This is a genomic window from Ktedonobacteraceae bacterium, assembly GCA_035653615.1.
Lineage (GTDB): Bacteria > Chloroflexota > Ktedonobacteria > Ktedonobacterales > Ktedonobacteraceae > DASRBN01.
Genome location: DASRBN010000004.1, coordinates 180,358 through 205,066, shown reverse-complemented (window position 1 = coordinate 205,066; position 24,709 = coordinate 180,358). Strand labels below are relative to the sequence as shown.

The following is a 24,709-nucleotide window of genomic DNA, read 5'->3' as shown; positions in this document are numbered from 1 at the left end:
AGGCGATCCATCCTTTCTGATTACATATGCAAAGACCGGACTTTATTATAACAGATAGCCTGGGAGCACGTAAGGGGCCGATTGAATGGGACACCGCATCGTGGCCTGATTCAACCACAATAGCGCTGGAAAGCCTGGGCAAATTCAACGACGGACGCATAACGTTCCTCCGGCCTTTTTGCCAGGGCACGCAGCATCACCTTGTTGAGAGCGGGAGAAATGGCCGGGTTGAGGATAGAGGGGGGCTGGGTCTGCATATTCGCGTGCATCCGCTTCATGATTTGCTCGGAATTGCCCTGAAATGGGGGGCGTTTTGTGAGTAGTTCATAAATGATAGCGGCCAGGCCATATTGCTCTGAGGCAGGTGAAGACTGGCCATCAAATTGCTCAGGGGCCATGTAACGGTAGTTCGCCGGGGTCCTGGCATAGCAGACCCCATCGTGTTCAAAGGCAAAATCAACCAGCGCGACGTTGAGGCCGGGCATACTTTCTGCCTGGTTCAATACCAGAATATTCGATAGCTTGAAGTTGCGGTACAGCTTTTGATGTTCATGGATAACACGAAGCGCGTCGGCCAGTTGGAACAAAATACCGAGAACCTCGCGCGGCGCGTACATTTTAGAGTCGTGCTGGAGCAGCCACGAGTCGAGCGCGCCTTCGGGACAGTAGCGTGTGGTTTTGTAGAAAAATGGTTGGCCGCTTACGTAGGATTTCCCAATATGGATGATAGGCAAAATATGGGGATGCTTCAGGTCAGCCAGCAGGTCTAATTCGGGTTGGAAGAAGTTGGGCAGTTCGGTTGATCCCTCGTTGATTTGATAGGTAATGGTACTGGTTGGAATGACTTTCAATGCAACATCCAGTTCTCGCATGCGGTCATATGCGCGATAAACCGCACACAGTGGGCCACCACCACGCGACTCATATATCTGGTAGCGACCCAGATTTTCCCCCTCCAGCGAGAGCTTCTCCTTATTTTCCTGCTTTGAGAGGACTTTTTCCTGTACCTGCCGGGATGGATTTTTTTCTTCTATTGAACTGGCCGGAACTGCGGGCAAACGAGGTAAAGGCGCCGTCGTTTGTGTGTAGAGTGCCGATTTATCAGACTTGCCGCTTGTTTGCGGTGATTGTAAAGGTGGTAAGGGTCTTGTTGTTGAAGACGGTAAAGCGCCTGAAGATTGCAAGGGGGCCAATGGCGCAGTAGTGCGCGGCAAAAATTGATCGGATGGCGGCAAGAGCAGGCGCACAAAGAGTATTTCCCATTCGTACTTGTCAAGAATTTGCTTTGAAAGGCGATTGAGGAAAAAGCGCTGATTCGTCTCTTCTTGCAGGGCAATAACCGCCATTGGAACAAATGTACCCTGGAGAAAGTGAGTGAAGGCATCCAGGGTACTGGCTACTATTATAGAACGATAGCCTGCCGATACCAGTAGTGATGCTATATATTGGGCTCGTTCCGCGTTGTTGTCTATGAGATAGACTCCACGGCCACGTACTACAGCGGCTGCCCTTAGGGATAGCGTGGTCGATGACCTGAGAGCCTGCTGCAATATTCCCTGCAAGGAGTCGAGCATAGCGTTCGGTTGACGTAACGAGCCTGGAATAGTATATATTTGGGTCTGGGCGTTCATCCTGCTTTCCTACACGCAAGGCGGCATGTCCCCTAAAAGCTGTGCTACGCAATAATACAACATAACCACGTAGATGAAAAGAGTTAATGATATGTTATTTCGATTCCTAACGAAATTTTAATACCTTAAGCCGGACAACTGAAACCCTCCCCTCTTTGCCCGGCTGCAAATATGGCAACAGGTACTGATCTTTACTCCATAGTTGCACTCCGCATCTCGCTCAAACGTCTCTTTAATCGAAAAAAGAGCAATCTGCAAAAGAGATTGCATGAGCTAGTTTCATTTCGTGATATACTGTGTTCAACACAAACATGCATGTAGATTCTGCGGTATCTACCCTTGACCCGAGAGCAGGTGTGACTATGCTCAACTCGGCTTCTGTGAACGCGGTACAGAACGCGAAATTCTCCTCGAGATTCGTGAGGCCTCTCTATGATTCCTACTGCTTCGCCAACCTGCCACAAACGATTGAGTTCCTCTTAAGCGGCAAAGGACAAAATGGCTTCCCGGTAGATGTGTTTGGCAGCTTGCCCACCCACTATAACAAGGTAATCCTGTTCTTTATCGATGCCTTTGGCTGGCGGTTCTTTGAGAAATACGCGGAGCATTACGAGTTCCTCAAAACCGTCCTGAAATATGGCATCGCTTCACAGCTGACCTCGCAATTCCCCTCGACCACAGCTGCCCATGTCACCTGCATTCATACCGGGTTGAACGTTGGCCAGAGCGGTGTCTACGAATGGAATTATTATGAGCCACTTGTCGATGAAGTGATTACGCCTTTGCTTTTCTCTTACGCAGGAGATAGAGAACGCGACTCTTTGAAACGATCCGGCATCCCATCAGAGGCTTTCTTTCCCCGGCAGACCTTTTATCGCCGCTTGCAAAGGTATGGCATCCATTCTTACATTTTCCAGAACCAGGCCTACACACCGTCCACCTACTCCGATATTGTCTATCGAGGAGCTACGGTTGTACCTTATAGAACGATCATAGAGGCGCTTACGCAACTGGGAGAACTTATCGTTTCCGAAAAAACGTCTCCCAGCTACTATTTTTTGTACTTCGACAAGATCGATGCGATCTGTCACCTCTATGGCCCGCATTCCCGGCAGTTCGAGGTGGTCATGGATAGATTCTTGACCGCCATGGATGTGATTTTTTACAAGGCGGCACACGGCAATAGCCCGGATACACTGCTTATTATGACCGCCGATCACGGGCAAATCGAGGTCGATCCCAAGAGGACGTTTTATCTCAATCGCTACGCGCCCGGCATCGAGCATTACCTGCGTACAAATATGCGCGGAAATTTCCTGGTTCCTGCAGGTTCGGCGCGCGATATGTTTTTGCACGTGCGGGAGGATGTGTTGGATGAGGCGATTGCTTTCCTGCAAAAGCGGCTTGAAGGAAGAGCGGAAATATATCCCACCCGGGCGCTGGTAGAGCAGCAGTTCTTTGGCTCTCAGCAGCTTTCGAAGGAATTTTTGCAGCGAGTGGGCAACCTGGTCATTCTCCCCTATGAGCACGAAACGGTGTGGTGGCACGAAGAGCGAAGATTCGACATGCATTTCCTGGGTCACCATGGTGGCCTGACGCCGGAGGAAATGGAGATACCGTTGCTGCTATTGCCGCTTTGACCTTACGGTTCCGGCAGCTATTTCCCCGGTAGAGGTGAACCCTGCTGCGAACGGAACCTATGTGATTGCCCGCGCCAGCCCTGGAACGAGAAGATTCCTATCAAAACCCCACCTGTTACCGCGATCCACGCGCCGAGGACGAATAATTTCAGAAATTCGGGTAGCAATGCTTTGACCTGCTCAATGAAGATGCGCAAACCATCACCCGCCTGTAGCCAATCATGGCCCCAATGTGGCATTGTCAATGCCAGCGCGGTCCAGGCATAGCAGACCAGCGCGGAAAGCACAATATCGGCCACGCCGAAAAGCGCTCCCCGGCATAGGCTCCAGCATATGGTGTCCGAACGCATTGAGCGGAACATGCGCGCAACCCACAGGCCGACCGGCAACGAAGGCCATAACGCGAGCAAAACATTGCCCACGACACGCACCTCTCCAAATTGCCAGGCGGTCACAGCTGCCAACACCATACACAGCAGCAGGTTGAAGAGCATCGCCTCCCACACCTTTTCATTTATATGGGACTCGACCGGCAAAGAAGATGAGATGGGCAGCGCGCTCTTAGCAGTTATGGCAGGATGCTGAACAACCTCTGCACTTTGGGGAGATGTAAGGGCCAGGAGTGGAGCTTGCGGAGGGCCTTTCAAGTCCCTCGCGCTCTGAGACCAGGGTGTTCCCTGCACAGATGTAGGAGCCAGATTTATCGCGCCCTGGGGCTGGAGTGTTCCCAATCCTCCTGAAGGACGGAGAGCCGGTATTGCTGTTTGCGAGGCAGCATCTAAAGCAGCAGCAAAGGTCTGCAGTGTCGGAAAGCGCTGGTGCGGGTCTTTTGCCAGCGCGCGCTGTAAGACGAGGCTCACAGCCTGAGGCAGGTCCGGTCGTAGTTCGTGCAGGGAGCGTGGCGCAATGGTGCGATGGAGATGAATCCACGTGCGCATATTGTTTTCGCTCCTGGATTGCCAGGGATACTCAGCGGTGAGCAGATAAAAACAGGTCACCGCCAGGGCATACTGGTCAGAATAACGTCCTGGAGCCTGGCCCCATACTTCTGGAGCCATGTACGCGGGCGAACCGGCCCAGGGCGCGCTCACGTGCGACACGTTGGCATCAATCATAGAAGCCACACTGAAATCGGCGAGCAACACGTGCGAACCCATTTGCAGCAAATTGGCGGGTTTGACATCGCGGTGCAGCACCCCCCTGCCATGCGCATAATCCAGCGCCTCTGCCGCATGCCGCGTTAAAGAGACCACACGGGCCAGCGACCACGGTTGTTTGCCCTCACGCTCAAATATCTCGGCTATCGACCCTTGCGCCACATAGGGCAAGACGAGATAAGGGAGTGAACCGGGAGTCTGAGAGTATGATAGTCCATAAGGACTCTTATTTCGCTGCGAGATAACGCCAAATGCATAAATGGGCAGAATATAGGGATGAGCCAGGGAAGCGAGCAACGCCGCTTCGCGCTGGAAAAACTCGAGTTGCACCTGGTCCCAGGGTTGGTGAAGTAGCTTGATGACCACTTTGCGCATATTCAAGGATTGCTGTTCCGCCAGGTATACCTTGCTGAAACTCCCACTTCCGATATAGGAGACCACCTTGAAATCATCGATCAGCGCACCTGCCACGAGACTTTCACACTGCTCGCACCATATGCTATGAGGATCATTGATATGTTGTCGCGTACAGCAATAAGCCATTCCAGACGCTCCACTCCAGGATATATTTCTCACAGTGATACACATATGTCCACCGGGGTACTTGCTTTGTATACGCCGTATGACGGGAATTTTAGTGGGGCGATGGAAAGCAGGCAAAGGCGTTATTGTAACGAAAATTTGAGAAAAACAAAAAGTGGTAAAGGTCTGGTGATTCCCCATAAGTTCCCTGGATGAGGCAAGTTCACCTCTGGGCAATCACCAGGTAAAGGTTAGATGGGAGAGCTTGCTCCGCTTATAAGTGTAATTCTGAAGGAAAGCGACCTCGCCCCAATCCAGTCGGGGCGGGGGTTGCGGGAAAGTGGGGCGGAGAAGCTTGCTCCGCCCCCTCGCCCCAATTATCAATAGAATGGATAGATTACTGCGCGGCAATCGCAGCCCTGCCGCCGCGAAGCACATATTTCTGAATCTTGCCGGTAGCAGTCTTGGGCAATTCAGGGATAAACGTAACCGTCTTCGGCACTTTGAAGTGCGCCATGTTGTCGCGAACGAAGGTGCGTAGCTCCTCCTCCGTCGCACTCTGTCCAGGCTTGAGGACAACGAATGCGTGCGGCGCCTCGCCCCAGCGTTCATCGGGCAGACCAACCACCGCCGCCTCCTGCACAGCGGGGTGACGCAGGAGCACGCCCTCAACCTCGATTGAGGAAATGTTTTCACCCCCGCTGATGATCACATCCTTCATGCGGTCGCGAATCTCGGCATAGCCATCGGGATGGACAACCGCGGCGTCGCCCGTATGAAACCAGCCACCCTCGAAAGCACGTGCCGTAGCCTCGGGATCATTGTAGTAGCCTTTCATAACGACGTTGCCGCGCGCCACAATCTCGCCAATCGTCGCCCCATCGTGGGGAACCTCGTTGCCCTGTTCATCAACGACCAGCAGTTCGCCAGAAGTCACCAGTTCCACTCCCTGGCGCGCTTTGATGATCGCCCGCTCCTGTGGGGAGAGCGCGGCATGCTCCGGGCGCGGCTCGCAGATCGTAATGAAAGGAGCCGTCTCGGTCAGGCCATAGACCTGTGTGATCTCCCAGCCCAGTTCGCCTTCGACGCGCTCGATGGTCGCGGCGGCAGGTGGCGCCCCTGCGGTCAGCACGCGCACTTTCCTGCGCTCCGAACCGGTATCCGCGGAAAGCAAGATACCGCGCACATTTTCAGGTGCGCTGGCGATGCTGATAAGTACCGTCGGCGCGGCGCAGAGCAGCGTTACCCTCTCATCGCGTATCAGCGTGAAGATCGCAACCGGTTCCACCTTGCGCAGGCAGATATGCGTGCCACCAACGGCAGTGACAGTCCAGACGAAGGTCCAACCATTGGCATGGAACATGGGCAGCGTCCACAGGTAGCGGTCTGCCGGTGACATCGAGATATGGATCAGGGTTCCAACAACGTTCATATAGGCATTGCGATGGGTAATCATAACGCCCTTGGGCCGCGAGGTTGTGCCGCTTGTATAGTTGATGGTCAGCAAATCATCTTCGGCAATCTCGGGACGGGTGAACGTCTCCGGCGCGTTCGCCAGCGTAGTCTCATAGTCCAGCCAGCCTGCTTCGCGTAAGGAATCCGTCAGGCCTTCAAGCGCAACGAAATGCCTGACCTCCGGTAGTTCATGACGAATACCCTCAACGACATCCAGGTAGTCGCTGTGAACGCAAACAACCTTCGCTCCACTATGCTGGATGATATAGGCAAAATCACTGGCGATGAGACGGTAGTTGATCGGTACGAGCACAGCCCCTATCTGAGGTACCGCGTAAAACGATTCAAGCTGGGCATGTGTATTGGGAGCAATATAGGCAACGCGATCGCCCTTACCGACGCCCAGTTGCTGGAGCGCGGCAGACCAGCGATCACAGCGTTTGCCAAACTCCGCATACGTCAAACGCAAGTCTCCATCGACAACAGCTTCACGATCAGGATACAACCGCCGGGCGCGGCGCAGAAAATCGAGCGGGGTTAAAGGTGTTTCCATTGGATGACCTCCTGAAGAATCGCTACTTTTACTGGCTTAATCGCCTCCACAATCGACATACTCGCCATTGATTCTGGCAATACCTTGCATGATGATCTCCGGCGCGAAAGGTCTTATTGCTTGAAAGTATAACATATGAAACGGGAGCATTCCAAATTGGGCATATTAATAACAGTAAAAAGTATTGACAAACGGAAACTGATGGGTTATACTATTTACAATTATTCAATGTTTTATTTTTAATATTTTTTGTAACGCATCTTGTATTAACTATTAGCCATTTAACATCACTGTGATATTTTCTCTTTATAGAATATCATTATCTGTTTACCACCTAGAAGTCATTGACGCGCAACTGCTTTAAAGATTTTGATGGGTATATCATCTTATACTCTGTTCTGCCGAATCTTTTCCGGTATATAGACAATTAACATAGTCCCTTGTTCTAAATTGTCGATTTGGCTCTCTTTGTTGATGAACGCCCTGGTTGTGGAGCTGGGTATACCTACAAATCACTGGCTGATTTTCACTACACGCAATGGTCTAATGTCCTGGCTCAGGCAAACTACAAGGGTGCGCCTTGGGCAAATCCCAATTCCTTCGTTAATACTCAGCTCTTGATGTATGATGCTGGCCCCAACGGTCATGGTGGCAGTGACGAGTACCTCGCTTATCCTGATGGGTTATCAGTGAATAACAATAATACCTTTACCAACCGCTGGTATAATTATGGCAATAGCTATGGCTCTTGCTATCCATAAGCGGAGGAAGCACCAGCATTATTCTATGCTTGCTTGCTGTTACATTTGATCACATGCTACTATTACTGAGCCAAATGCCTGGCATTTGGCTCAAACAGGCTTTCATAAACGACCGGACTAAGGAATGGAACAAATTATTGCAAAGGATCGTCTTCTCGATAGGAATGCGTTTATAGAGATAAGTATATGCTGTCGCTTATGCATTCTAAATGTAATGCCAGGCGCAAAGTTGTGGGATGAGTAAGAAGGCCGAAGCAAACCTGTAATTTCACTAAAATCGGAGCAGGAGGTGCTCAGTGAAGTGGAAAGTACCAATTCTTATGCCATTCCTTTTACTATTCTCCTTATTAGTACTCTCTTGTGGTGCAGGATCTGATGCCTCAACGTCTTTCAGGCCGACAACACTTCAGGTTGTCCGTTCCAGCACCCTACCAGGAAACAGTTTTCCTCCACTTTCACGTACTATCACCAATGCTAATGCTGTACAAAAGCTGTATGATGCTGCTCTGGCTCTCCCCCAAGTATCAACGACAGGGACGAGTTCTTGTCCAGGTGCCGATGGTCTAATCTATCACCTTCGTTTCCTTCAAGATAGCACGCACGTTCAGCAAATGGATATGGGTCCTACCGGGTGTCCATGGATTAACGTAAACAAGGATGATATGCGTGTACCCAATCAAAAGTTCTTTTTACTCTTTGCTCAGACATTGGGGATATCACCATCTCAGGTAATTCCAGCTCCAATAGGTGAGAGAGGAGTCTTCCCAAAAGCGTAGGTCCTCTTGAAATGGCTCAAGTGCCTGTAGAAAGAAGGATTGTGGCACACATAAGGAGAGCATGCAAGCGCCCCTGGAGGAGGGCAAACGCCGGATGACTCGGACCATGCCCTCCCCATCCCGTATCACTCGTATCTCAGCACTTCCAACGGCCTCACCCGTACAGCTCCCCACGCGACCAGCGCCGCGACCGCCATCGCCAGCAGCGCAATGCCGATAATCAGGCCGAGCGCAATAAACGCGCTCACTCCGAAAGCCGTCTTGAAGAAAAAGGTGCCCAGCAAGCTGGTTGCCAGCGTCACCAGCAACATTGCCAGCAATGCGCCTGTGCCACCTATGACCCCGTTCTCGATCAGCACCTCGCTCAACACGCTTCTGCTGGTATAACCAACAGACTTGAGAATGCCCAGTTCGCGCCGCCGTTCCAGCATCGCCAGGGCTACCGCGTTGGCGATGATGATCACTCCGGCCAGCAGAGAAAGCGAGGCAATCGTTACCAGGATGATCAGGAAATCATTGAGAATCTGGTTGACAAAATCACCGATGTTCGCCAGGTTAATGACCGAAGCGTTGGGCGCGATCCTGCCAATATCGTTCAAAGCCTTGCCAACCTGGTTCGGATCAATCTTCATATAGAAGATGTTCGTCACATTACCGGCGGGAGAGAGAGAAACGACTGTATTCTTTGTGGCAAACACCGCCCCGAATTGTATGTTAAATCCACTACTTTGGTAAAAGCCAACCACCGTGGCAGTTTGTACGCTCTTGCCATCTATACTGGCAAACGTAACCGTGCTTCCTACATGGACATGGCCTTTAAGAGGCGCGAGCTGCTCGAACAGGTAATTCAACAAGACGCTATTTTGACCCGCGTTGCTGGGATTGAGATTACTGCCATCCTTGATCGTGATACCGGTTGGCAGCTGGTTATTGGCTACATCAAAGCCCTCCATGGAACCCAGGAGTCCATAGGTGCCTTCGCGTCCCAAATTGCCAGGACCGGTTGAACTATTGCCGCTCGACACCAGGCTGGACAGGGGCGTTCCATCAATAGCCACAGGGACAACCTGGGCAAACGTTCTTTGGGCGTAATGAGAACGATCAAGGCCAGGTATCGTATTCAGTTGCGATTGCAGCCCATTCGCCTCGCTCCCACTCGCGAGGGTAATCACGTTATAAGTGAGGTTGTTAGCCAGGGCACTATTGATCTTGTCGCGCAGGTCCTGCCCCAGCACCAGAATCAGGCCGATGGTAAAGACGCCGACGAAGAGGGCAAGCATGGTCGTGGTCGTGCGCGCGCGCTGGCGTCCGATGTTGCGCAGGGCCAGTTTCGTGCTGGATTTCCACGAGCGCGGCAGCAGCACAATGACAATACCCATCAACGAGACGACGAACAACAACCCGCCAAACGCGGGCAACGGGATGAAGATCAGGGCCGAAATGACCAGTCCCGCGATCACCAGCGCCAGGTATGGCGGCGAGAAGTGCTCCGGCACCGGCAGCACGCTGATCAGGAAGACCACCAGGCCAAAGAACAGGCTCAAGATGGCCAGGAAGATGAAGGTGCCATAGACCGCGCCGATACCCAACCCGACATCATTCAGAATGAAAATGGCCAGCAGGCAGAATAACACCGAGAGAATCAGGAGCAGGCCAGCAGTCAGGGCAATATTACCGGCACGATTGCCCTCCGGCAGTTCGCGGATCACATTCAAGGGACGGATGTTAGCAGCCTGCACAATGGGCATCAAACCAAAGATCAATGCCGTAACCAGGCCGATCAAGACGCCGCCGCCGATAATCACAGGGTCTAAGACAAATGGAATCAGAACCGGGAAGAGGTTTTCTACCAGGATACGAATGAGCGCGCTCAAGCCAATCGCTACTCCCGCGCCGATCACGCCGCCGATCAATCCTAAGAAAGCCGCTTCCATACCGAAGAGCAGGTAGAGGTCGAAGCGGCGATAGCCGGTCGTCTTCAGCATGGCTATCTCAATCCTGCGACGAGAGAGCAGCACCTGCATCGTGTTGATGATGCCGACGCCTCCAATCAGCAGGGCCAGCAGACCAGCAATCTCCAGAAACTTCTTGATAAAATCGACCTGCTGCTGGTTATTCTTCAAAGCATCGGCTGCCGTTTGCGTGTTGGCGGCAGGAAACTTCTGCTGGATATCCTTGACGGCCTGGTTGATATTCGCCTGGGGAGCCGTGATATCGACATCAGTATACACTAGAGGAATATTCGGATTGGCGGCCTGAAAATCGCTAGCGGAAATGATCATCACATCATTGTTCTGCGCCAGTGAGCCATTATCCTGCACGATACCGGCAATCTTGACGGGCATCGTCAAGCCCCCCTGCCTGCCATTGACGTGCAGGGTCATGGTATCGCCCACTTTTTTGTTATACTGGTCGGCCAGCGCCTGGTCAACAATCACCTGGTCATTCTGCAACAAACCTGGGATGCTGCCATTAGAAGGCGCATTGAAGGTAGGTGCATCCACTACCGGATAGGTATTGGGTTTTACGACCAGCAACTGAAATGACTGCGTGATCGAGGAAGCAAAGCCGTTCGAACCATTGGTCGCATAAAACGCTGTGTAGTTGGTGATAGTTCCATTGCTCTTAAGCTGGTCAAAAAAGGAGAGATCGCTTGAATTGAACGGCGCCGATTGGGAAGTGACGGCAATATCACCCCCATTGGCATCGCGCACATTACCTGTCAGCGCGCCATTGATCATTTCTCCCACTAATTGCAGGGCTACAATCGCCATGACGCCGACGGCCACACAGAAGATCGCCAGGATTGTCCGCTGCCCTCCCCGCAACAACGAACGCGAAGTATAGTTGAAGTACATCGAAGCCTTCATTAGATGATTCTCCATTTATCGTAGGGGCCGATTGATCGCGCCCAGCGCCGATTCATCGGCCATATATGATCGCCTACCGCTGCATTATTGCGTGATTCTCCCACCGATAACATCAATCGAAGCAATCTGGCCATCGACGATACGAATGGCGCGGTCGGCGTGCGAAGCCACAACCGGGTCATGGGTAGCAATGATAAAAGTTTTTCCGGTCTCCTGGCGCAGGTAGGCGATGAGTTTGAGGACATTTTCACCATTTTTGGCATCCAGGTTGCCCGTCGGCTCATCGGCAATCACAAAGGCAGGGTCGGTCGCCAGTGCCCGCGCAATCGCCACGCGCTGCTGCTCGCCGCCGGAGAGTTGGTTCGGGCGGTGCGTCAGGCGATGGGAGAGTCCAACCAGGTTCAGCAGTTCTTTGGCGCGTTCGGAAGGGGAACCCTTGTGCTTGCCAACGTAGAGGGGCACTTCGACATTTTCCTGCGCCGTCAGCGTCGGGATCAGGTTAAATGCCTGGAACACCATGCCGATTTTGTTATTGCGCACCTCGGCCAGCCTGCCCTCGCTCATCTTCGTGATGTCCACCCCATCAATCAAGACCTGGCCGCTGCTGGGATTGTCCAATCCGGCAATGATGCCCAGCAGCGTGCTCTTGCCCGAACCAGAAGGGCCAACAATCGAAACAAATTCGCCGCCCGTAATCTGAAAGGTGATGCCGCGCAGGATATCGATCCTCTCACGGCCCAACGGCAAACTCTTGGTGATATTGCGTACATCCATAACGATGCGATGGTTCGTCTCTTGTAGAGTAGCACCCTCTACGGTCTTCATTTCATCCATTGACAGCAATTACTCCTTCTGTGATGATTTAAAAATTGCCTCTATACCAATCTCAGGCAGAAACGTTCAGAAAAAGCTTTCCTATGAGCTTACGAATCAGCATGCTTAAGGTTTGATCTCCTATTAATGAGAACGAAAGATACAAACCAGGATAAAGCACCTTTATATAGCATTTTGCTATACATGCAGGTTATAACATATCATTTTCTCGTTGTCAAGATGATAATCTTGGTGATTACCCAGAAGTCCGTCGGCTCAGCTGCATGGAGGGCGCCAGGGATTCTTCGTTGCACTCAGAATGACATGGTGGGGCATGTCATTCTGAGTGCAACGAAGAATCCCTGGCGCGCTTATAGGTAATCACCAGGATAATCCCTACCCGGGGCTGCCGCCGAAACAATCATCCTGTTCCGCGCATTACCTGTTATATAGAACAGCATACTTGAGGCAAGGTGAAAAAAGGAGTACGAAAAGACCTATTTTCCGCATGTGTCGAAAGTCATAATGACTTCTCACAGAGGCTTCTGACCAATTTTGCTTGTTCAAATTCATCAGGAGAGGCGGTGAAAAAAGCCGCAAAGCGTTTCGTGTGAATCAAAAAGGGATTTGCAACAGGTCTCAACTATGCTATACTGCACGGGAGCATTATCGGGTTCATATGTTGTGAGTTTTTCAAACGTGCAATTGTTTGTAAAATAGAGACTTTAAGGGGAAACAACACCTATGCGTCGAGGAACACTTACTCTCCTCCTGTTTATTATCTTGCTGGCGGCATGTGCGGCCTATATTGACTGGCCTAACAACCCCGGCATTAATATCGGCTTTCTAGGCTACAGTAATCCACTGAAGGTCAAGGAAGGACTCGATCTGCAAGGCGGCGTAAGCGTACTACTGGTACCCAAAAACCCGCAGAACTATGATTCATCTGCACTTGCAGAAAATGTTGCCGCCGCACGTGACCAGATCGAGCAGCGTGTGAATGGCGGGCTGGGCGTGAACGAGCCGGATATTCGTGTAGAGACGATTAACGGCATACCCAGCATTGCTGTTGAGTTGCCAGGACTCAATAGCGGCGACCCATTTGCAGCCGTCAATTCACTCCTGCAAACCGGTACGCTTGAGTTTTGGAGTACCGGCCCAACCCAGCTACAGATTGGATCAACTTTCGATCCTTCACAATACACGGCGTACAATCCCGGTGGCCAACCGCAATTCACTGGCAAAGATCTCGACGCCAACAACATTTACGTCGGGCAGGATACCACCGGGCAGCCGGATATCAACTTCGAGATGAAAGGTGATGCCGTCGGCAAATTCTACACCTTCACTCAGAAGAATCAATACCAGTATCTTACCGTGACGCTTGACCGCGAAGTTATCGAATCGGCGGTCATTCAAAGCGCCATCAATGGTCCCGGACAGATCACAGGCCGGTTCACCCAGCAGCAGGCCCAGCAAATTGTGACGTTGCTGAAGTATGGGGCGTTACCTATTTCGTTCACACCTCAAAGTGAGCAGATCGTTGGACCAACACTGGGCCAGGACTCTATCAACAAAAGCGAGATCGCAGCCGCCATCGGCCTGGGCATCGTCATCCTCTTCATGCTGCTCTACTACCGCCTGCCGGGATTGCTGGCCGACTGTGCGCTGCTGCTCTATGCCGGTACAACCTTTGCAGTCTTCAAACTGGTGGGCGTAACCCTTTCGTTGGCTGGTATTGCCGGGTTCATTCTTTCCATCGGTATGGCTGTAGATGCCAATGTACTCATCTTTGAACGAGTCAAGGAGGAATTGCGCGCCGGCAGGTTGCTATCTTCCGCCATTGATATCGGGTGGAAACGCGCGTGGCCATCAATTCGCGACTCCAACTGTTCGACGTTGATTACCTGCGCCGTCCTGTATGCCTTCGGCAGCAATTTTGGCGCCACTATCATCGTTGGCTTCGCCACCACCCTGTTCCTGGGTGTTTTGATCAGTATGTTTACCGCCGTCGTTGTGACACGCACCTTCCTGAATCTACTGGTGCCAACCGGCGTCGTCAGCCACCCCGCACTGTTTGGGCTTCCTCCTGGCTCTATTGCCAGGGCCACAGCCTCCCTGTCGCGGCGGAACACTACAGTTTAAAGGAGAGGGAGGAAGTTTGCTGTGTTCAATCTTGTAGGAAAACGCTATATCTTTCTTTTGATATCGTTGATCGTCATTATTCCAGGTACCATCTCATTGATTGTGAAAGGACTGGACGTCGGTATCGACTTTGCCGGTGGAGCAAGCGTTCAATTTCGTCCTGAAAAGACCTTGACGGATGTTCAGGTACAAAACCTGGTCAAGCCGCTCAACCTGGACAGCTTGGAGGTTCAGACAGGAAATGACCCATCAGTAGCTGCCAACCAGACCATCTGGATTCGTTTGAATACGAATATTGATACAAATGTACAAGATGTTATCCAGAACGATTTGAAAAAAGCGTACCCGACGAGTAGTAAGCTTTCCACCGTCTTCCATCCGCTCGTTCTGAATGGGAAAACGGTCACAGTCGTTGTCGTCACAGGATTTGCTTCTGGAGTCAATCCTAAGATTAGCGATATTGAGAAGGCACTCAGCAAGCTGCCTGATACCTCAAACCCAGCGATAGGACCTCCAACAGCGGCCGCCACGCCAACGGCAAGTCCGACCGCCACAGCTACATCTAAGGCCACTCCAACGGCTACGCCTAAAGCGACTGTTACGCCAGGAGCGACCGCTACAGGTACGACTACCGGTACCGGGCCGGTAGCGCACGGTACGCCAACCGCCACGCCGACGCCAACAACGACGAAGCCGAATCCTGCCAACATTCCGGTTAGTATAGTCGATGTGCGACAGGGAGCAACAACGCAAACCATTACGCTACTGACACGCTCCGATCTTTCGCAGAACGATCTCCTGAAGCTGCAGCAGGTCTTCATTAATAATGGCAACAACTACATCCAGTTGCTGAATAATGCTTCGGTTTCCGGCTCCGTGGCTTCGGATACGACGCGCAACGCATTCCTGGCTGTGCTGGCCGCCTCGGTGCTGATCCTGCTCTACATCTGGTTCTCGTTCCGCAAGGTGGCGAAGCCGTGGCGTTATGGCGCATGCGCTATCATCGCGCTGCTGCACGATGTGCTGGTGGTGCTCGGCGTCTTCTCGTTCCTGGGCTGGATATTCCATGTCCAGGTTGACGCGCTGTTCCTCACGGCCCTGCTGACGGTCGTAGGTTTCTCGGTGCATGATACGATTGTGGTATTCGACCGTATTCGTGAGAATATGCAACGCCGTACCTCGGAGACGTTCGAGCAGGTGGTGAATGCCAGCCTGGTACAAACGATGGCGCGTTCGCTCAACACCTCGCTCACCGTACTTTTCACCCTGAGCGCCCTGACGCTCTTCGGTGGAGATAGCATCCGCTCATTTACCGGAGCCTTGCTGGTCGGTATCTTTAGTGGTACCTACTCCTCCATCTTCAATGCCAGTATGCTGTTGGTGATCTGGGAAAAGGGCGAGCTCGGTTTCAATCGCCTGGGTGGTGGAGAGCCGGAGGCGGATCGCCGCGAGGCACGCGAACTGGCACGCACACGCGGATAGAATTGAGGGTTGTAGCAAGATGCTAACAGGGCTGGATCATATTATCATCGGTGTGCATGACCTGGAACAGGCGGCACAGGTATTCAGCCAGAAACTTGGGTTGGCAGTATCGGGCGGAGGTATCCATCCCTCCGGCGGTACTGCCAATCGCATTATTGTGATCGGCGATACCTATATCGAACTGATCGCGGTCAATAGGCCAGAGGAAGCATCGCCCAGAATGCTTGAGCGGCTGGCCAAAGGCGAAGGCTATCTTAATTTCGTGCTGTCCTCCGATAATATCGAGGCCGATAGCGCAGCCATGAAAGAGCGCGGCATCTCCATCTTCGGCCCTACGCCGGGAGAATTGAGGAGCGCGGATGGCCGGACACGCCAATGGCAGCGCGCCGATATAGAGATTCCAGAACTCGCGCAGCACTATCCTTTCATCATCCAGCACGATAGTACGGGTGAAGAACGACGTTTTCGCCTGGCAGGTTGGCAGACGCCACCGCGCCATCCCCTTGGTGCCACACAGGTACTCAGCACAACAATTGCCGTCGCCGACCTTGGCGAGGCCGCGCGGCGTTTCCAGCATATCTATAATCTGTCGCCATCGGATTCATTCACTGGCGAGGCCGATTCGTGGGACGCCATGCTGGTTGCATTCCCCCTGGGCCCGTTCGGAGCAGGCGAGGTAAAGCAAATAGACGGCACCGCTGTGGTTGCGCAGCAGAGTTTCGAGCTGGCAGTGCCACTCCCACTTTCAGTTGAAAGCGATGTAGAAGACCTGTACCTGCCGGAGCCGGGCGCGCTTGCCCGCTACCTGGAACGTTTTGGAGAGAGTCTATGCCGCATGACGCTCGCGGTTGAGAATCTTGAAGCAGCGCGGTGCTACCTGGACGAACACGGCGTCACCTATACACACGAGCAGGGGAATGAAGAAAGCCCGCGCCCGGTGTTATGGATTCATCCTGCTGATGCCTGTGGCGCCTCGATAGTGCTACACGAACACGACCCCAAATTTGTGATTTCCGCGTCCGGCTTTCCTGAGGAATAATTTTCATTCCTGCACCACGAAGTGCAATTTGCGTTTGAACACCTTCTCGAAAAGGTCTGCCTTCTTGTGGGCATGTTCAAGCTCATCATCCAGGTCTGCCAGGGGGCGTTTCCAGAGCAATAGCGTCCATTGCTTTTCATTTGTTTGCTCTCTGGCGGCGGCCACACGCAGCACACGTCCATCGTGGCTATAGTCGAGGGCATCGGCTACGCGCAGTAATGACGCCAGAATGGAGACGCGCCGGCGAGCCTGTCGGCTCAACGCGGCATACTCTTCGTGCGAAGTAGAGGGTAAAGCGCGGCGGTGATAGCGGGCTATGCATGCAATTTCGAATCGCTCTTCATCGCTAAAATCGGGCAGCGACGTTTCGTTGATGAGGCGGAAAGAATGTTTGTGGTGGCGGCGCGCCTCGACCAGCATACCGACATTGTGCAAGAAGGCAGCGCGTTTAAGCAGGCGCAAGGTGCGTTTATCCAGCTTATGCAGGGGCTGTGTGGCTTCAAAAAGCTGCAAGCTGAGTCGTTCTACGTGGCGAGCATGAGGCCAGTCCTCGACACGCAGCCCTCCACTCAAATGCAGTTCCTCGGCGGTCGGCTCGGAAAGTTGCCACCAACCCAGTTCCTCAACTGAAAATGGCGTTGTCATGTCTGATCCCTCCTCTCGTCGCTCCCATAGCTTCATGATTTCAAAACATCCAGTATTTCACGCCGGAAATCGCGTGCTTGCAGTTCATACCAGTGCTTGCGGAAAGCAGCATATTGCTCTTCACGCAATTGTTCCTGTTTATGCAGCAGACTCTCCAGCCCGTAGCGTTCCTCACTTGTGGGAGCGACCGCCGGGTCCAGCAGATCATTCACCAGCTCGGGCTGCACGAGTGGTTTCTCCTTCTGTTTCGCGGTATCCGAGATTGTTCCGGCGTCCTGGCTTCCTAAACACAGCCGCAGCATTGCAATCATCACATCGCTGTCATGCAACTCGCCAAGCTCGTCCTGTAGCTGCTGCAGTTCATCGACGATAGGATGGCTGGCTTCGGGGAAAAACTCCTCAAAAACTTCAAACGTATAGCGGAGCCGTTTAGCTGCAATGCGCAGGTTATGCAACTCGCGTACGCTGTATGGATCGTCGACGCATTTTTGCCAGTTATACAATTCTTCGAGGCGCACTTTGGCGATAATGCGCGCATTCTGCCCGGTAGGAGCAGATGGATTCAGTCCCTTGAGCGGCCTGGCTTTTGCCATACTACACACCTCCAGGAATACAGGCTTCAGCCTGTTCTTCCAAAGCATCCATATCCAGATTGCGAAGGAAGCGTTCCAACTCCTGTTGTTTCTCCTGCCGGTAGTCTTTCAGGCGTGAAATGAGCCACTGCATGCCGGGCCGATCCTCGTCATTCATTTGCTCTAATTGAGCCTGCAAGTTTTGCAGCATCACATCTGTATCGCGCGCCGCTCCCAAAATATCGGCGGCCTTTTTGATCTTCCGGTAGAGCTTCTTAAAGACTTTGGGGTCTGAGCATGACTCGAACGCATCGAGCGTAGCACGCAGGCGGCGCGAGGCAACACGCATCTTATGCACCGCTTCGACATCTTCGTGCTTCAGAACCTCATCGCACCAATCCAGCATCTTCTTTGTGCGATCCAGCAGCATGCGCCTGCCAGATTGCGCAAACGTCTCCTCCTTTGGAGTAGCAAACTGAGCGGATGCATTTGCTCCCTTACCCGCACTGGCGGCCTCAGCGCTTTCTTTGACCTTCTCCAACCAGTGATCTCCATAACGGGCATAGGCCAGCAGCACGCCCTCACGAATGCCGTGTGGGCTTACTCGTACCTCATCCAGGCGCAGGCGCGTCATCACTTTCTGTATAATCAACGCGCCAGCCGGTAGAATACGCGCCCGATCTAGTGGCTGTTCATATCGCTGAGCAATTTCTTCGGCGGGCAGCGCCATCATCAGCCCCATGCAGCGCATAAGATTCTCCTGCGTTAGTCGGCTGCTCGTATCAAGGTGAAACGCGCGCTGGACGAGGTACAGCAGCGAGTTAGCGCTTCCACCGGTGACGATCAGAACGGGTGGGAAGCGCTTGATATCCATATTTTGCAGGTAGGTTTGCAGAAAGGTAGTCGCGACCTCAATTTCCTGGTTCGTTGGAGGATTAGAAGGAAGGTAGCGATCATGCAGCCAGCCTGAACCAATAGGGACGGATGTTTGCCAGGTGATCTGCATGTTTTTCGCGGTGATCAATTCCATGCTTCCGCCTCCCAGGTCCATTACACCAATCTGGGCCGGTGCATTAGGTTCGTTATGCAGCTCATAGGAAGCGCCGAGAAAGGTCAGCACTGCCTCGACGGTGCCACTGATGATTTGCACCTCCAGGCCGGTCTCGCGCTTCACATCCTGCAAAAACTGCTCACCGTTCGTAGCCTTGCGAATGGCTTCTGTGGCCACGACGAAAACCTGCTCGGCTCCATGTTGTCCGGCCAGAGCTTTATATTGATTGAGCGTGGCGATAGTATCGTTCCGTTTCTGTTGCGAAATCTCTCCGGTTGCATTGACACTTTCGCCGATGCGCACCATTTCCACCTGGTCCTCGACAATATCGAGGGCATCAGGAGCGCAGCGCGCAACAACGATATGGATCGTGTTACTGCCAATGTCGATGGCGGCTCGCACGGGAGAGGACTGATCCTGCATGAAAAAAGACTCCCACTTTTCAACGAATGTCTGTTGCATAAACATCGTTTACATCGCCTGTTAGCTCAAACATAAGCTTGCAGGCATAGCAATCCCACAGCCAGTATGTGATACAAAAAGGATGTCTTTGTAATTATAACACAAGGAACTATGCCGGAAGGCGAAGAGGGAAAGGCCGCTTACAAACGGGTCGCAAACCTATTGACAAGCCGCGACAGATGCAGTAATATATGCCTGTCTCCAAAGACAGGACAACCAATCCAGAACGAGCCGAAGTGGTGAAATTGGTAGACACGCAACGTTCAGGGCGTTGTGCTCTTAAGGGCATGGGGGTTCGAGTCCCCCCTTCGGCACCCCCTCACTTTTTCGGTTTTTCCCAAAAACTCCAGGCGGCTTCAGAACAGATGTTTCAGGTCTGAAGCCGCTTCTTTCGTGCTTTCAAGCACTTTTGCCACTTTGCGACGTATGCAGATTCATTCAGGTCTCTTCAAGAAAGTACAGGTCATAAACTGCAAATAAACTGACAAATTGCCTTTCTGCAACGCGCTTGATAAGCAGGATTCGCATAAGAACAACCTGCTGTAGAGACAGTTGATTGGCTGCGGGGTAGGATATGTTTGAGAGGCAGGTCTTCCACTGCCTCTTTCTCTGGAAACCCGTCAGAATTTCACCCCCGCAGGCCAAAAACGCTCTTGGAGAAGAACAACCTTTCGTGATCGAACGACCGGAGAAGTCAAAGGGTTTCTGGCAAAGCCAGGTACAAACGAGTTGCTTTTCGTAGGGACTACGAGGACTGAAGATGCGCCGCGTCGAGTTCTTTTGTTGATTGGGAAATGGGTAAAAACTACCCTCTTAACGGGTCAAAAACCCAGCGTCTACAGGTAATGCACATCCCGTAATGTGGCTTGCCTCAGAAGAGGCAAGCCAGAGAACGACAGCAGTAATATCTTCGGGAGTAACTATTCCCCTGTCCCTGAAGAGATTCATTTCGTTCATACGGGCAATCACGTTCTCGCGGGTGGCATTTGGTCCTGGGCCCCCTGCAAAATAGTCGTAGAATGCCTGGTTGTTAATCATATCGGTATCTACAGTTGTGGGACAGACCGCGTTGACATTGATGTTGTAGGGGGCCAACTCTACTGCTAATGTCTTCACCAGACCCATTATTCCATGCTTAGCAGCAACGTAATGACCCAAACCTGGCAAGCCCTTAAAACTACCTATCGAGCCGATGCAGATAATTTTCCCCTTTTTTCGCGCAAGCATGTGTGGTATCACAGTTTTACATGTGATCCACGCACCCTTGAGTGCCACTGCAACTGTCTCATCCCATTGCTCCTCTGTGAGTTCCCATGTTGTGGCAAATGAGTACAACCCTGCATTTGCCACAACAATGTCAATAGGGCCTAGCTCTGCAATAGCTCTATCAGCGGCTTTCTGCATCTCATTGAGGTCAGTGACATCTGCGTGATGCACAATTATACATTGACCCATCGCTTCGATCTCGCCAGCAGTCCGGAGTAAATCATCAGCAGAACAGAGGAGATAAGGAACTGAGGAATAGGAACGGAGAGTATCACAGAGGAGTAGATGAGCTCCCTCGCGAGCAAAGCCTAAAGCATGAGCTCGTCCTTGCCCACGGCCTGCACCTGTTATCAGAACCACCTGGTCACGAAATCGCATAGCGGACACTCGCTTCTAGTTATGACAGGCGATCTACAATGAGCAATCCACCTGCAACGTCCTCACACCAATATGTTACAGGACTCTTAAGCGTCTCAATGCTCCACTTTCCCCACTTTTCTAGTTTTTCCCGTGAAAATAGCTGTTCGTGCCCATATACCGTTGTAACCTGCTGTTCGTAAGGTACTGCGACTATCAAGCGGTGGCGTGTCAGCTTCAAGAGATGTTCAAATGCTTGAGCAAGTTGAACTTCTGGAAGATGTTCCAGCAGATGAATAGCTGTTACCGTGTCGAAGGTTCCCAGGCTAAGAATAGTCGCATCCAGCACATCTTGTAACTTAAATGTGACGTGGCGCACGCTAGCAACCTCTGCTGTATCCATGGAAAAATTGAGCGCATCAGGGTTGTTATCGCAGCCCATGATTGTTTGCATATTGGGGAAACGCTCGTTCATTAGGATCGGTAAAAAGCCAAAGCTGCATCCGATGTCAAGGAGGCTCTGCCCGATGCAGAGGTCAAAGATACGCCGATAGATCGTCGCAAAAGGGGCAATATAGGAAACCTCTGGAGGTGTGGAAAGAGGATGAGCAATTTGTTCACGCAGCTTGACTAGCGTATTGAAGCAGAACCGCTGCCAAATGATGCGCTGATTGCGTGGCGATGGAAATGTAGAAGCTAGAATGGCAAAGAGAACAGCCCCAAAATCCTTGGCAGATGAAATGAAACCAAATGAGTCTAGCTCCTTTTCAATGAAGCAGATGAGGTCTGCATCAATATCTGCTTGCCCAAATGTGTGCATCAATACTGTTTGATGAGGAGACTGCTTCTGACAGAACACAAAGTGCGGCGTTTCCCTTACTCGATAGCCCTTTGTATGAAAGCGCTGTTCCTGATACTTCAGGGCAAGTTGATCATGCTGAGCCAATACGATCAACTTGCCCACACGGATGGCTTCTTGTTTGCTTAATGCTGGCCTCAAACGATAATCCAACCGAGCCTCCGCTCCTAGTAACTAGGCAATAGCGAGTTGCTGCTGTGCCTCCGCAACAAATGCTTGACAGGACCTGTCGTGGCAGAAACTAGCAAGCAATTCTGTCTGCAAGTAGTTGGCAAATTCCTGTATAAGCGTCGGAGACTGCGAAATCCTGACAATTGGTAACGTTTTTTTGGCAAGAGCAAAAGCACGATTGAGCTCCCCCTGCTGTATCAAAGCTCTTGCCAAGGGAATAGCGGTGGAAACAACGCGCAATATCCATTGGGGCGGAAGCTCATTGAATGCTTGTTGCAGCCGTGTTACTGCCACATCGTATTCTTTGAGATTCAAGGCACAGGTTCCTGCTTGTTGCAACCAGCTTACCTGGTCAAACTCTTCATGGTAGCCCGGAAGGTACTCAAGTAGTCTTTCTGAGGCATCAAGTCTTGCTTGTACCTCTCCTTTTTCACCTAAGAGCGCGGCATTTTCAGCTGAGAAGGCAAGAAGGCGCGCTCGAAGCCGAATACTTTCAGTATCATGATGGTGTGAGATTAGTCTTAGTGCAGCATCTGCCATCTGTAACGCTTCAGGATAGTTCTCGCATTCTCTCAATACATATGCCTGCCAGCTTCGACTCTGGGCCATATTCCAAGGATCAGCACCTTCCAAGGCAGCAATATAGGCTTTTTCGTGTGCTTGGTGGGCTTCAGTGTATCTTCCCTGGAAATAGAGCGCAGCCCCCATCAGCCGATAGACACCAGAATAGAACAAAGGTTGCGCACTTCGGTAGAGCAATGAATGGTTTTGCTGTACCAGATACAATTGTGCGTGGCTAACTGCTAAGACCTGCGCATTTCCTGCGGTATGGAAAATCTTCCATCCAGCTGCGATGCTCTCCCCTAGCGCCTGGTGGAGTTTGGCCCGGTCCTCTTCTGAAGTGTGCCGCCCTTCAGGAATAGGAATGCCGCTTATGACAGCGGCAGCTCCGAGTTGGAGCAATTTGCGTCGTGAAATTTTAGGCATAGCCCGTACCCCGTGCAGTACGATCCGCAATGATTCCAAAAGTTCGTCCACTGCCCATCCTTCATCGAAAAAAGCGGTCAGATCATTGGCTTCCAAGGCGAGCAATGCTCCGAGTCGCTCTTCTGGTGTGGCATCCGTCGCGTGCATGACGAGATCAACTGCTGGATGAGAGCGAAGCAATACCGCTGGAACTTCCTGGATGACTGCTGGGGTTCCTCCTCTCTGAGAAAGTGATGCTGTACTCTTTGGAGGGTACGTTCCATTATAACACGCTCCGTCAAAAAGAGAGGAGGGAAAAGGAACCAGGCTCGTCTCAGGGCAGGGAACTGGTTGCTCGATCAAACCAAGTTCAGCAGCACTTTTGCCGAAGAGTTTGCAAAGTTTTGCTCGATAATGAGCTTCGGGTTTGCTAACGCCGCGCTCCCATCTTCCAACGGTGTCCGCGCTGATCCCACTCTCACGGCCCTCCTGGATACACATGTCATAGAGTTTGTCTGCGATCTCCTGCAGCGTCAGATTCTGCTGCTCTCGTTGGTGACGAAGGCGTGTGTTTGGATGAGCTTTTGGCTTTTGGCGCGAGGCCATCTCTGGCTCCATTCTCCCCGCAGGGACCTACATCAAGCACAGATTACACGAGAAACACGTTGCTATTCTTGCATTGTACTAGAGAAATGGAAATCCTTCAATTTTTACCAAACCGGCCCGTAAAACTCCTGACTTCAGACATGGGGATAGAAGGGCCGTTCCTTTGTGCGCTCTAACTGATGATGTTATCCTTCTTCCTCTTCACCGATACTTGTGCGTACATTGACACAAAACTCTTCACGCCACAACTGGGAAATGTGTTCGAGCATCGTCTGAGGCAAACGCCCTTGCTGCGATGCTGCTAGGTTGCACGTGTATCCGACTCCTCCTCACGTTCTCTCTCGACGGGGTGTAACTCCTTTAAAGCTTTCAAGTCAGCCAAACGAAAATAGACACGGTTTTTTGCTCCATGTCTGTATTTTCGCAACTTCCCCTCATCAATGCGCCTATAGAGTGTATCCCTAGCGATCCCGAGAAATGCAAGAGCCTCATTTACCGAATAGTAGGTCTCGTTATCGATATCAATTGGCATTATTTCAAACTCCATCGTACAGTGCTTGACAAAATCATACAGTATCGACTATACTATAGTCAAGGAAATCGTACAATTGCGTACAGTTACGTATAGAATTGGTCAAAAAGATATTATTCGTCATCCCTAAAGCAGTGTGAAAGCAGTGTCAAGACGTGTTGAAGCAGTGCCAAAGCTGTTCTAAATCAGGGAAAAGTGAGTCATAATTGCACTGTGAACGGTTTGGGGCGGCAACTTCGGGCGGTTCACAAGCGGAAGATGGTTTTCGTAGTGCGTAACTGATTGAAGAGAGCCAAAGAGCGGCAACTCTTCGGCTCTTTCGACTCAGAAGTTCTTTTGCAAGGGAACTGGTGTAGTTTCTCAGGCAACGCCAGAACC

Annotated in this window: 16 protein-coding genes and 1 tRNA gene; 5 read left to right on the top strand and 12 right to left on the bottom strand. The window is 51.8% G+C overall.

The window, feature by feature from the left end:
* Positions 1-110: 110 nt before the first annotated feature.
* Positions 111-1,631, bottom strand: coding sequence for a serine/threonine-protein kinase (locus VFA09_03230; protein HZU66266.1), 1,521 nt, complete (start codon positions 1,629-1,631; stop codon positions 111-113).
* Positions 1,632-1,993: 362 nt separating this feature from the next.
* Here VFA09_03230 and VFA09_03225 point away from each other — a divergent pair, with 362 nt between their 5' ends.
* On the top strand, positions 1,994-3,271 hold the full coding sequence (locus tag VFA09_03225) for an alkaline phosphatase family protein (GenBank protein ID HZU66265.1): 1,278 nt from the start codon (positions 1,994-1,996) through the stop codon (positions 3,269-3,271).
* Positions 3,272-3,288: 17 nt separating this feature from the next.
* Here the strand turns inward: VFA09_03225 and VFA09_03220 are convergent, their stop codons facing one another.
* The 4 genes from VFA09_03220 to VFA09_03205 all read right to left on the bottom strand — a co-directional run bounded on the left by VFA09_03220 (position 3,289) and on the right by VFA09_03205 (position 12,199).
* Positions 3,289-4,971 carry a serine/threonine-protein kinase gene (locus VFA09_03220; protein ID HZU66264.1) on the bottom strand — a complete coding sequence of 561 codons (1,683 nt, stop codon included), beginning with the start codon at positions 4,969-4,971 and terminating at the stop codon, positions 3,289-3,291.
* 376 nt (positions 4,972-5,347) lie between these two features.
* Entirely contained in the window at positions 5,348-6,958 is a 1,611-nt protein-coding gene (locus tag VFA09_03215; protein ID HZU66263.1) for a long-chain-fatty-acid--CoA ligase, read from the bottom strand.
* Positions 6,959-8,620: 1,662 nt separating this feature from the next.
* Positions 8,621-11,365, bottom strand: coding sequence for an FtsX-like permease family protein (locus tag VFA09_03210; GenBank protein HZU66262.1), 2,745 nt, complete (start codon positions 11,363-11,365; stop codon positions 8,621-8,623).
* A gap of 84 nt (positions 11,366-11,449) precedes the next feature.
* A complete protein-coding gene (locus tag VFA09_03205) occupies positions 11,450-12,199 on the bottom strand; it encodes an ABC transporter ATP-binding protein (GenBank protein ID HZU66261.1) in 750 nt (249 codons plus the stop codon).
* A 723-nt stretch (positions 12,200-12,922) separates the two neighbouring features.
* Here VFA09_03205 and secD point away from each other — a divergent pair.
* From secD to VFA09_03190, 3 genes are read left to right on the top strand one after another with little or no spacing between them, the layout of a single operon-like run.
* Positions 12,923-14,323 carry a protein translocase subunit SecD gene (secD, locus tag VFA09_03200; GenBank protein HZU66260.1) on the top strand — a complete coding sequence of 467 codons (1,401 nt, stop codon included), beginning with the start codon at positions 12,923-12,925 and terminating at the stop codon, positions 14,321-14,323.
* 21 nt (positions 14,324-14,344) lie between these two features.
* Positions 14,345-15,805: a protein translocase subunit SecF gene (secF, locus tag VFA09_03195; protein HZU66259.1), complete on the top strand. Its 1,461-nt coding sequence runs from the start codon at positions 14,345-14,347 to the stop codon at positions 15,803-15,805.
* A 19-nt stretch (positions 15,806-15,824) separates the two neighbouring features.
* On the top strand, positions 15,825-16,844 hold the full coding sequence (locus tag VFA09_03190; protein HZU66258.1) for a VOC family protein: 1,020 nt from the start codon (positions 15,825-15,827) through the stop codon (positions 16,842-16,844).
* A 3-nt stretch (positions 16,845-16,847) separates the two neighbouring features.
* Here VFA09_03190 and VFA09_03185 read toward each other — a convergent pair whose 3' ends face one another.
* Genes VFA09_03185 through VFA09_03175 form a run of 3 tightly spaced genes read right to left on the bottom strand, consistent with a single transcriptional unit; the run spans position 16,848 to position 19,535 of the window.
* A complete protein-coding gene (locus VFA09_03185; GenBank protein ID HZU66257.1) occupies positions 16,848-17,489 on the bottom strand; it encodes an HD domain-containing protein in 642 nt (213 codons plus the stop codon).
* Between the two features lie 32 nt (positions 17,490-17,521).
* Entirely contained in the window at positions 17,522-18,082 is a 561-nt protein-coding gene (locus VFA09_03180) for a CHAD domain-containing protein (protein ID HZU66256.1), read from the bottom strand.
* 1 nt (position 18,083) lies between these two features.
* On the bottom strand, positions 18,084-19,535 hold the full coding sequence (locus tag VFA09_03175) for a CHAD domain-containing protein (protein HZU66255.1): 1,452 nt from the start codon (positions 19,533-19,535) through the stop codon (positions 18,084-18,086).
* 269 nt (positions 19,536-19,804) lie between these two features.
* On the opposite strand from VFA09_03175, the gene VFA09_03170 reads away from it, so the two are divergent.
* Positions 19,805-19,888 (top strand) — tRNA-Leu (locus VFA09_03170).
* A gap of 499 nt (positions 19,889-20,387) precedes the next feature.
* On the opposite strand, the gene VFA09_03165 is transcribed toward VFA09_03170, so the two are convergent.
* The 4 genes from VFA09_03165 to VFA09_03150 all read right to left on the bottom strand — a co-directional run bounded on the left by VFA09_03165 (position 20,388) and on the right by VFA09_03150 (position 24,331).
* A complete protein-coding gene (locus VFA09_03165; protein ID HZU66254.1) occupies positions 20,388-21,218 on the bottom strand; it encodes a mycofactocin-coupled SDR family oxidoreductase in 831 nt (276 codons plus the stop codon).
* A gap of 19 nt (positions 21,219-21,237) precedes the next feature.
* Positions 21,238-22,209 (bottom strand): class I SAM-dependent methyltransferase, encoded by a 972-nt coding sequence (locus tag VFA09_03160; protein ID HZU66253.1) that lies wholly within the window; start codon positions 22,207-22,209, stop codon positions 21,238-21,240.
* A 21-nt stretch (positions 22,210-22,230) separates the two neighbouring features.
* On the bottom strand, positions 22,231-23,799 hold the full coding sequence (locus VFA09_03155; protein HZU66252.1) for a helix-turn-helix transcriptional regulator: 1,569 nt from the start codon (positions 23,797-23,799) through the stop codon (positions 22,231-22,233).
* 301 nt (positions 23,800-24,100) lie between these two features.
* The gene (locus VFA09_03150; protein HZU66251.1) at positions 24,101-24,331 is read right to left on the bottom strand and encodes a helix-turn-helix domain-containing protein; all 231 of its coding nucleotides are present in this window, start codon (positions 24,329-24,331) and stop codon (positions 24,101-24,103) included.
* Positions 24,332-24,709 lie beyond the last annotated feature (378 nt).

What these genes read in the sequence shown, in the direction of transcription:
- VFA09_03230 (HZU66266.1), bottom strand. Translation starts at nt 1,631, where the DNA reads ATGAACGCCCAGACCCAAATATATACTATTCCAGGCTCGTTACGTCAA.
- VFA09_03225 (HZU66265.1), top strand. Translation starts at nt 1,994, where the DNA reads ATGCTCAACTCGGCTTCTGTGAACGCGGTACAGAACGCGAAATTCTCC.
- VFA09_03220 (HZU66264.1), bottom strand. Translation starts at nt 4,971, where the DNA reads ATGGCTTATTGCTGTACGCGACAACATATCAATGATCCTCATAGCATA.
- VFA09_03215 (HZU66263.1), bottom strand. Translation starts at nt 6,958, where the DNA reads ATGGAAACACCTTTAACCCCGCTCGATTTTCTGCGCCGCGCCCGGCGG.
- VFA09_03210 (HZU66262.1), bottom strand. Translation starts at nt 11,365, where the DNA reads ATGAAGGCTTCGATGTACTTCAACTATACTTCGCGTTCGTTGTTGCGG.
- VFA09_03205 (HZU66261.1), bottom strand. Translation starts at nt 12,199, where the DNA reads ATGGATGAAATGAAGACCGTAGAGGGTGCTACTCTACAAGAGACGAAC.
- secD (HZU66260.1), top strand. Translation starts at nt 12,923, where the DNA reads ATGCGTCGAGGAACACTTACTCTCCTCCTGTTTATTATCTTGCTGGCG.
- VFA09_03190 (HZU66258.1), top strand. Translation starts at nt 15,825, where the DNA reads ATGCTAACAGGGCTGGATCATATTATCATCGGTGTGCATGACCTGGAA.
- VFA09_03185 (HZU66257.1), bottom strand. Translation starts at nt 17,489, where the DNA reads ATGACAACGCCATTTTCAGTTGAGGAACTGGGTTGGTGGCAACTTTCC.
- VFA09_03180 (HZU66256.1), bottom strand. Translation starts at nt 18,082, where the DNA reads ATGGCAAAAGCCAGGCCGCTCAAGGGACTGAATCCATCTGCTCCTACC.
- VFA09_03175 (HZU66255.1), bottom strand. Translation starts at nt 19,535, where the DNA reads ATGCAGGATCAGTCCTCTCCCGTGCGAGCCGCCATCGACATTGGCAGT.
- VFA09_03165 (HZU66254.1), bottom strand. Translation starts at nt 21,218, where the DNA reads ATGCGATTTCGTGACCAGGTGGTTCTGATAACAGGTGCAGGCCGTGGG.
- VFA09_03155 (HZU66252.1), bottom strand. Translation starts at nt 23,799, where the DNA reads ATGGCCTCGCGCCAAAAGCCAAAAGCTCATCCAAACACACGCCTTCGT.
- VFA09_03150 (HZU66251.1), bottom strand. Translation starts at nt 24,331, where the DNA reads ATGCCAATTGATATCGATAACGAGACCTACTATTCGGTAAATGAGGCT.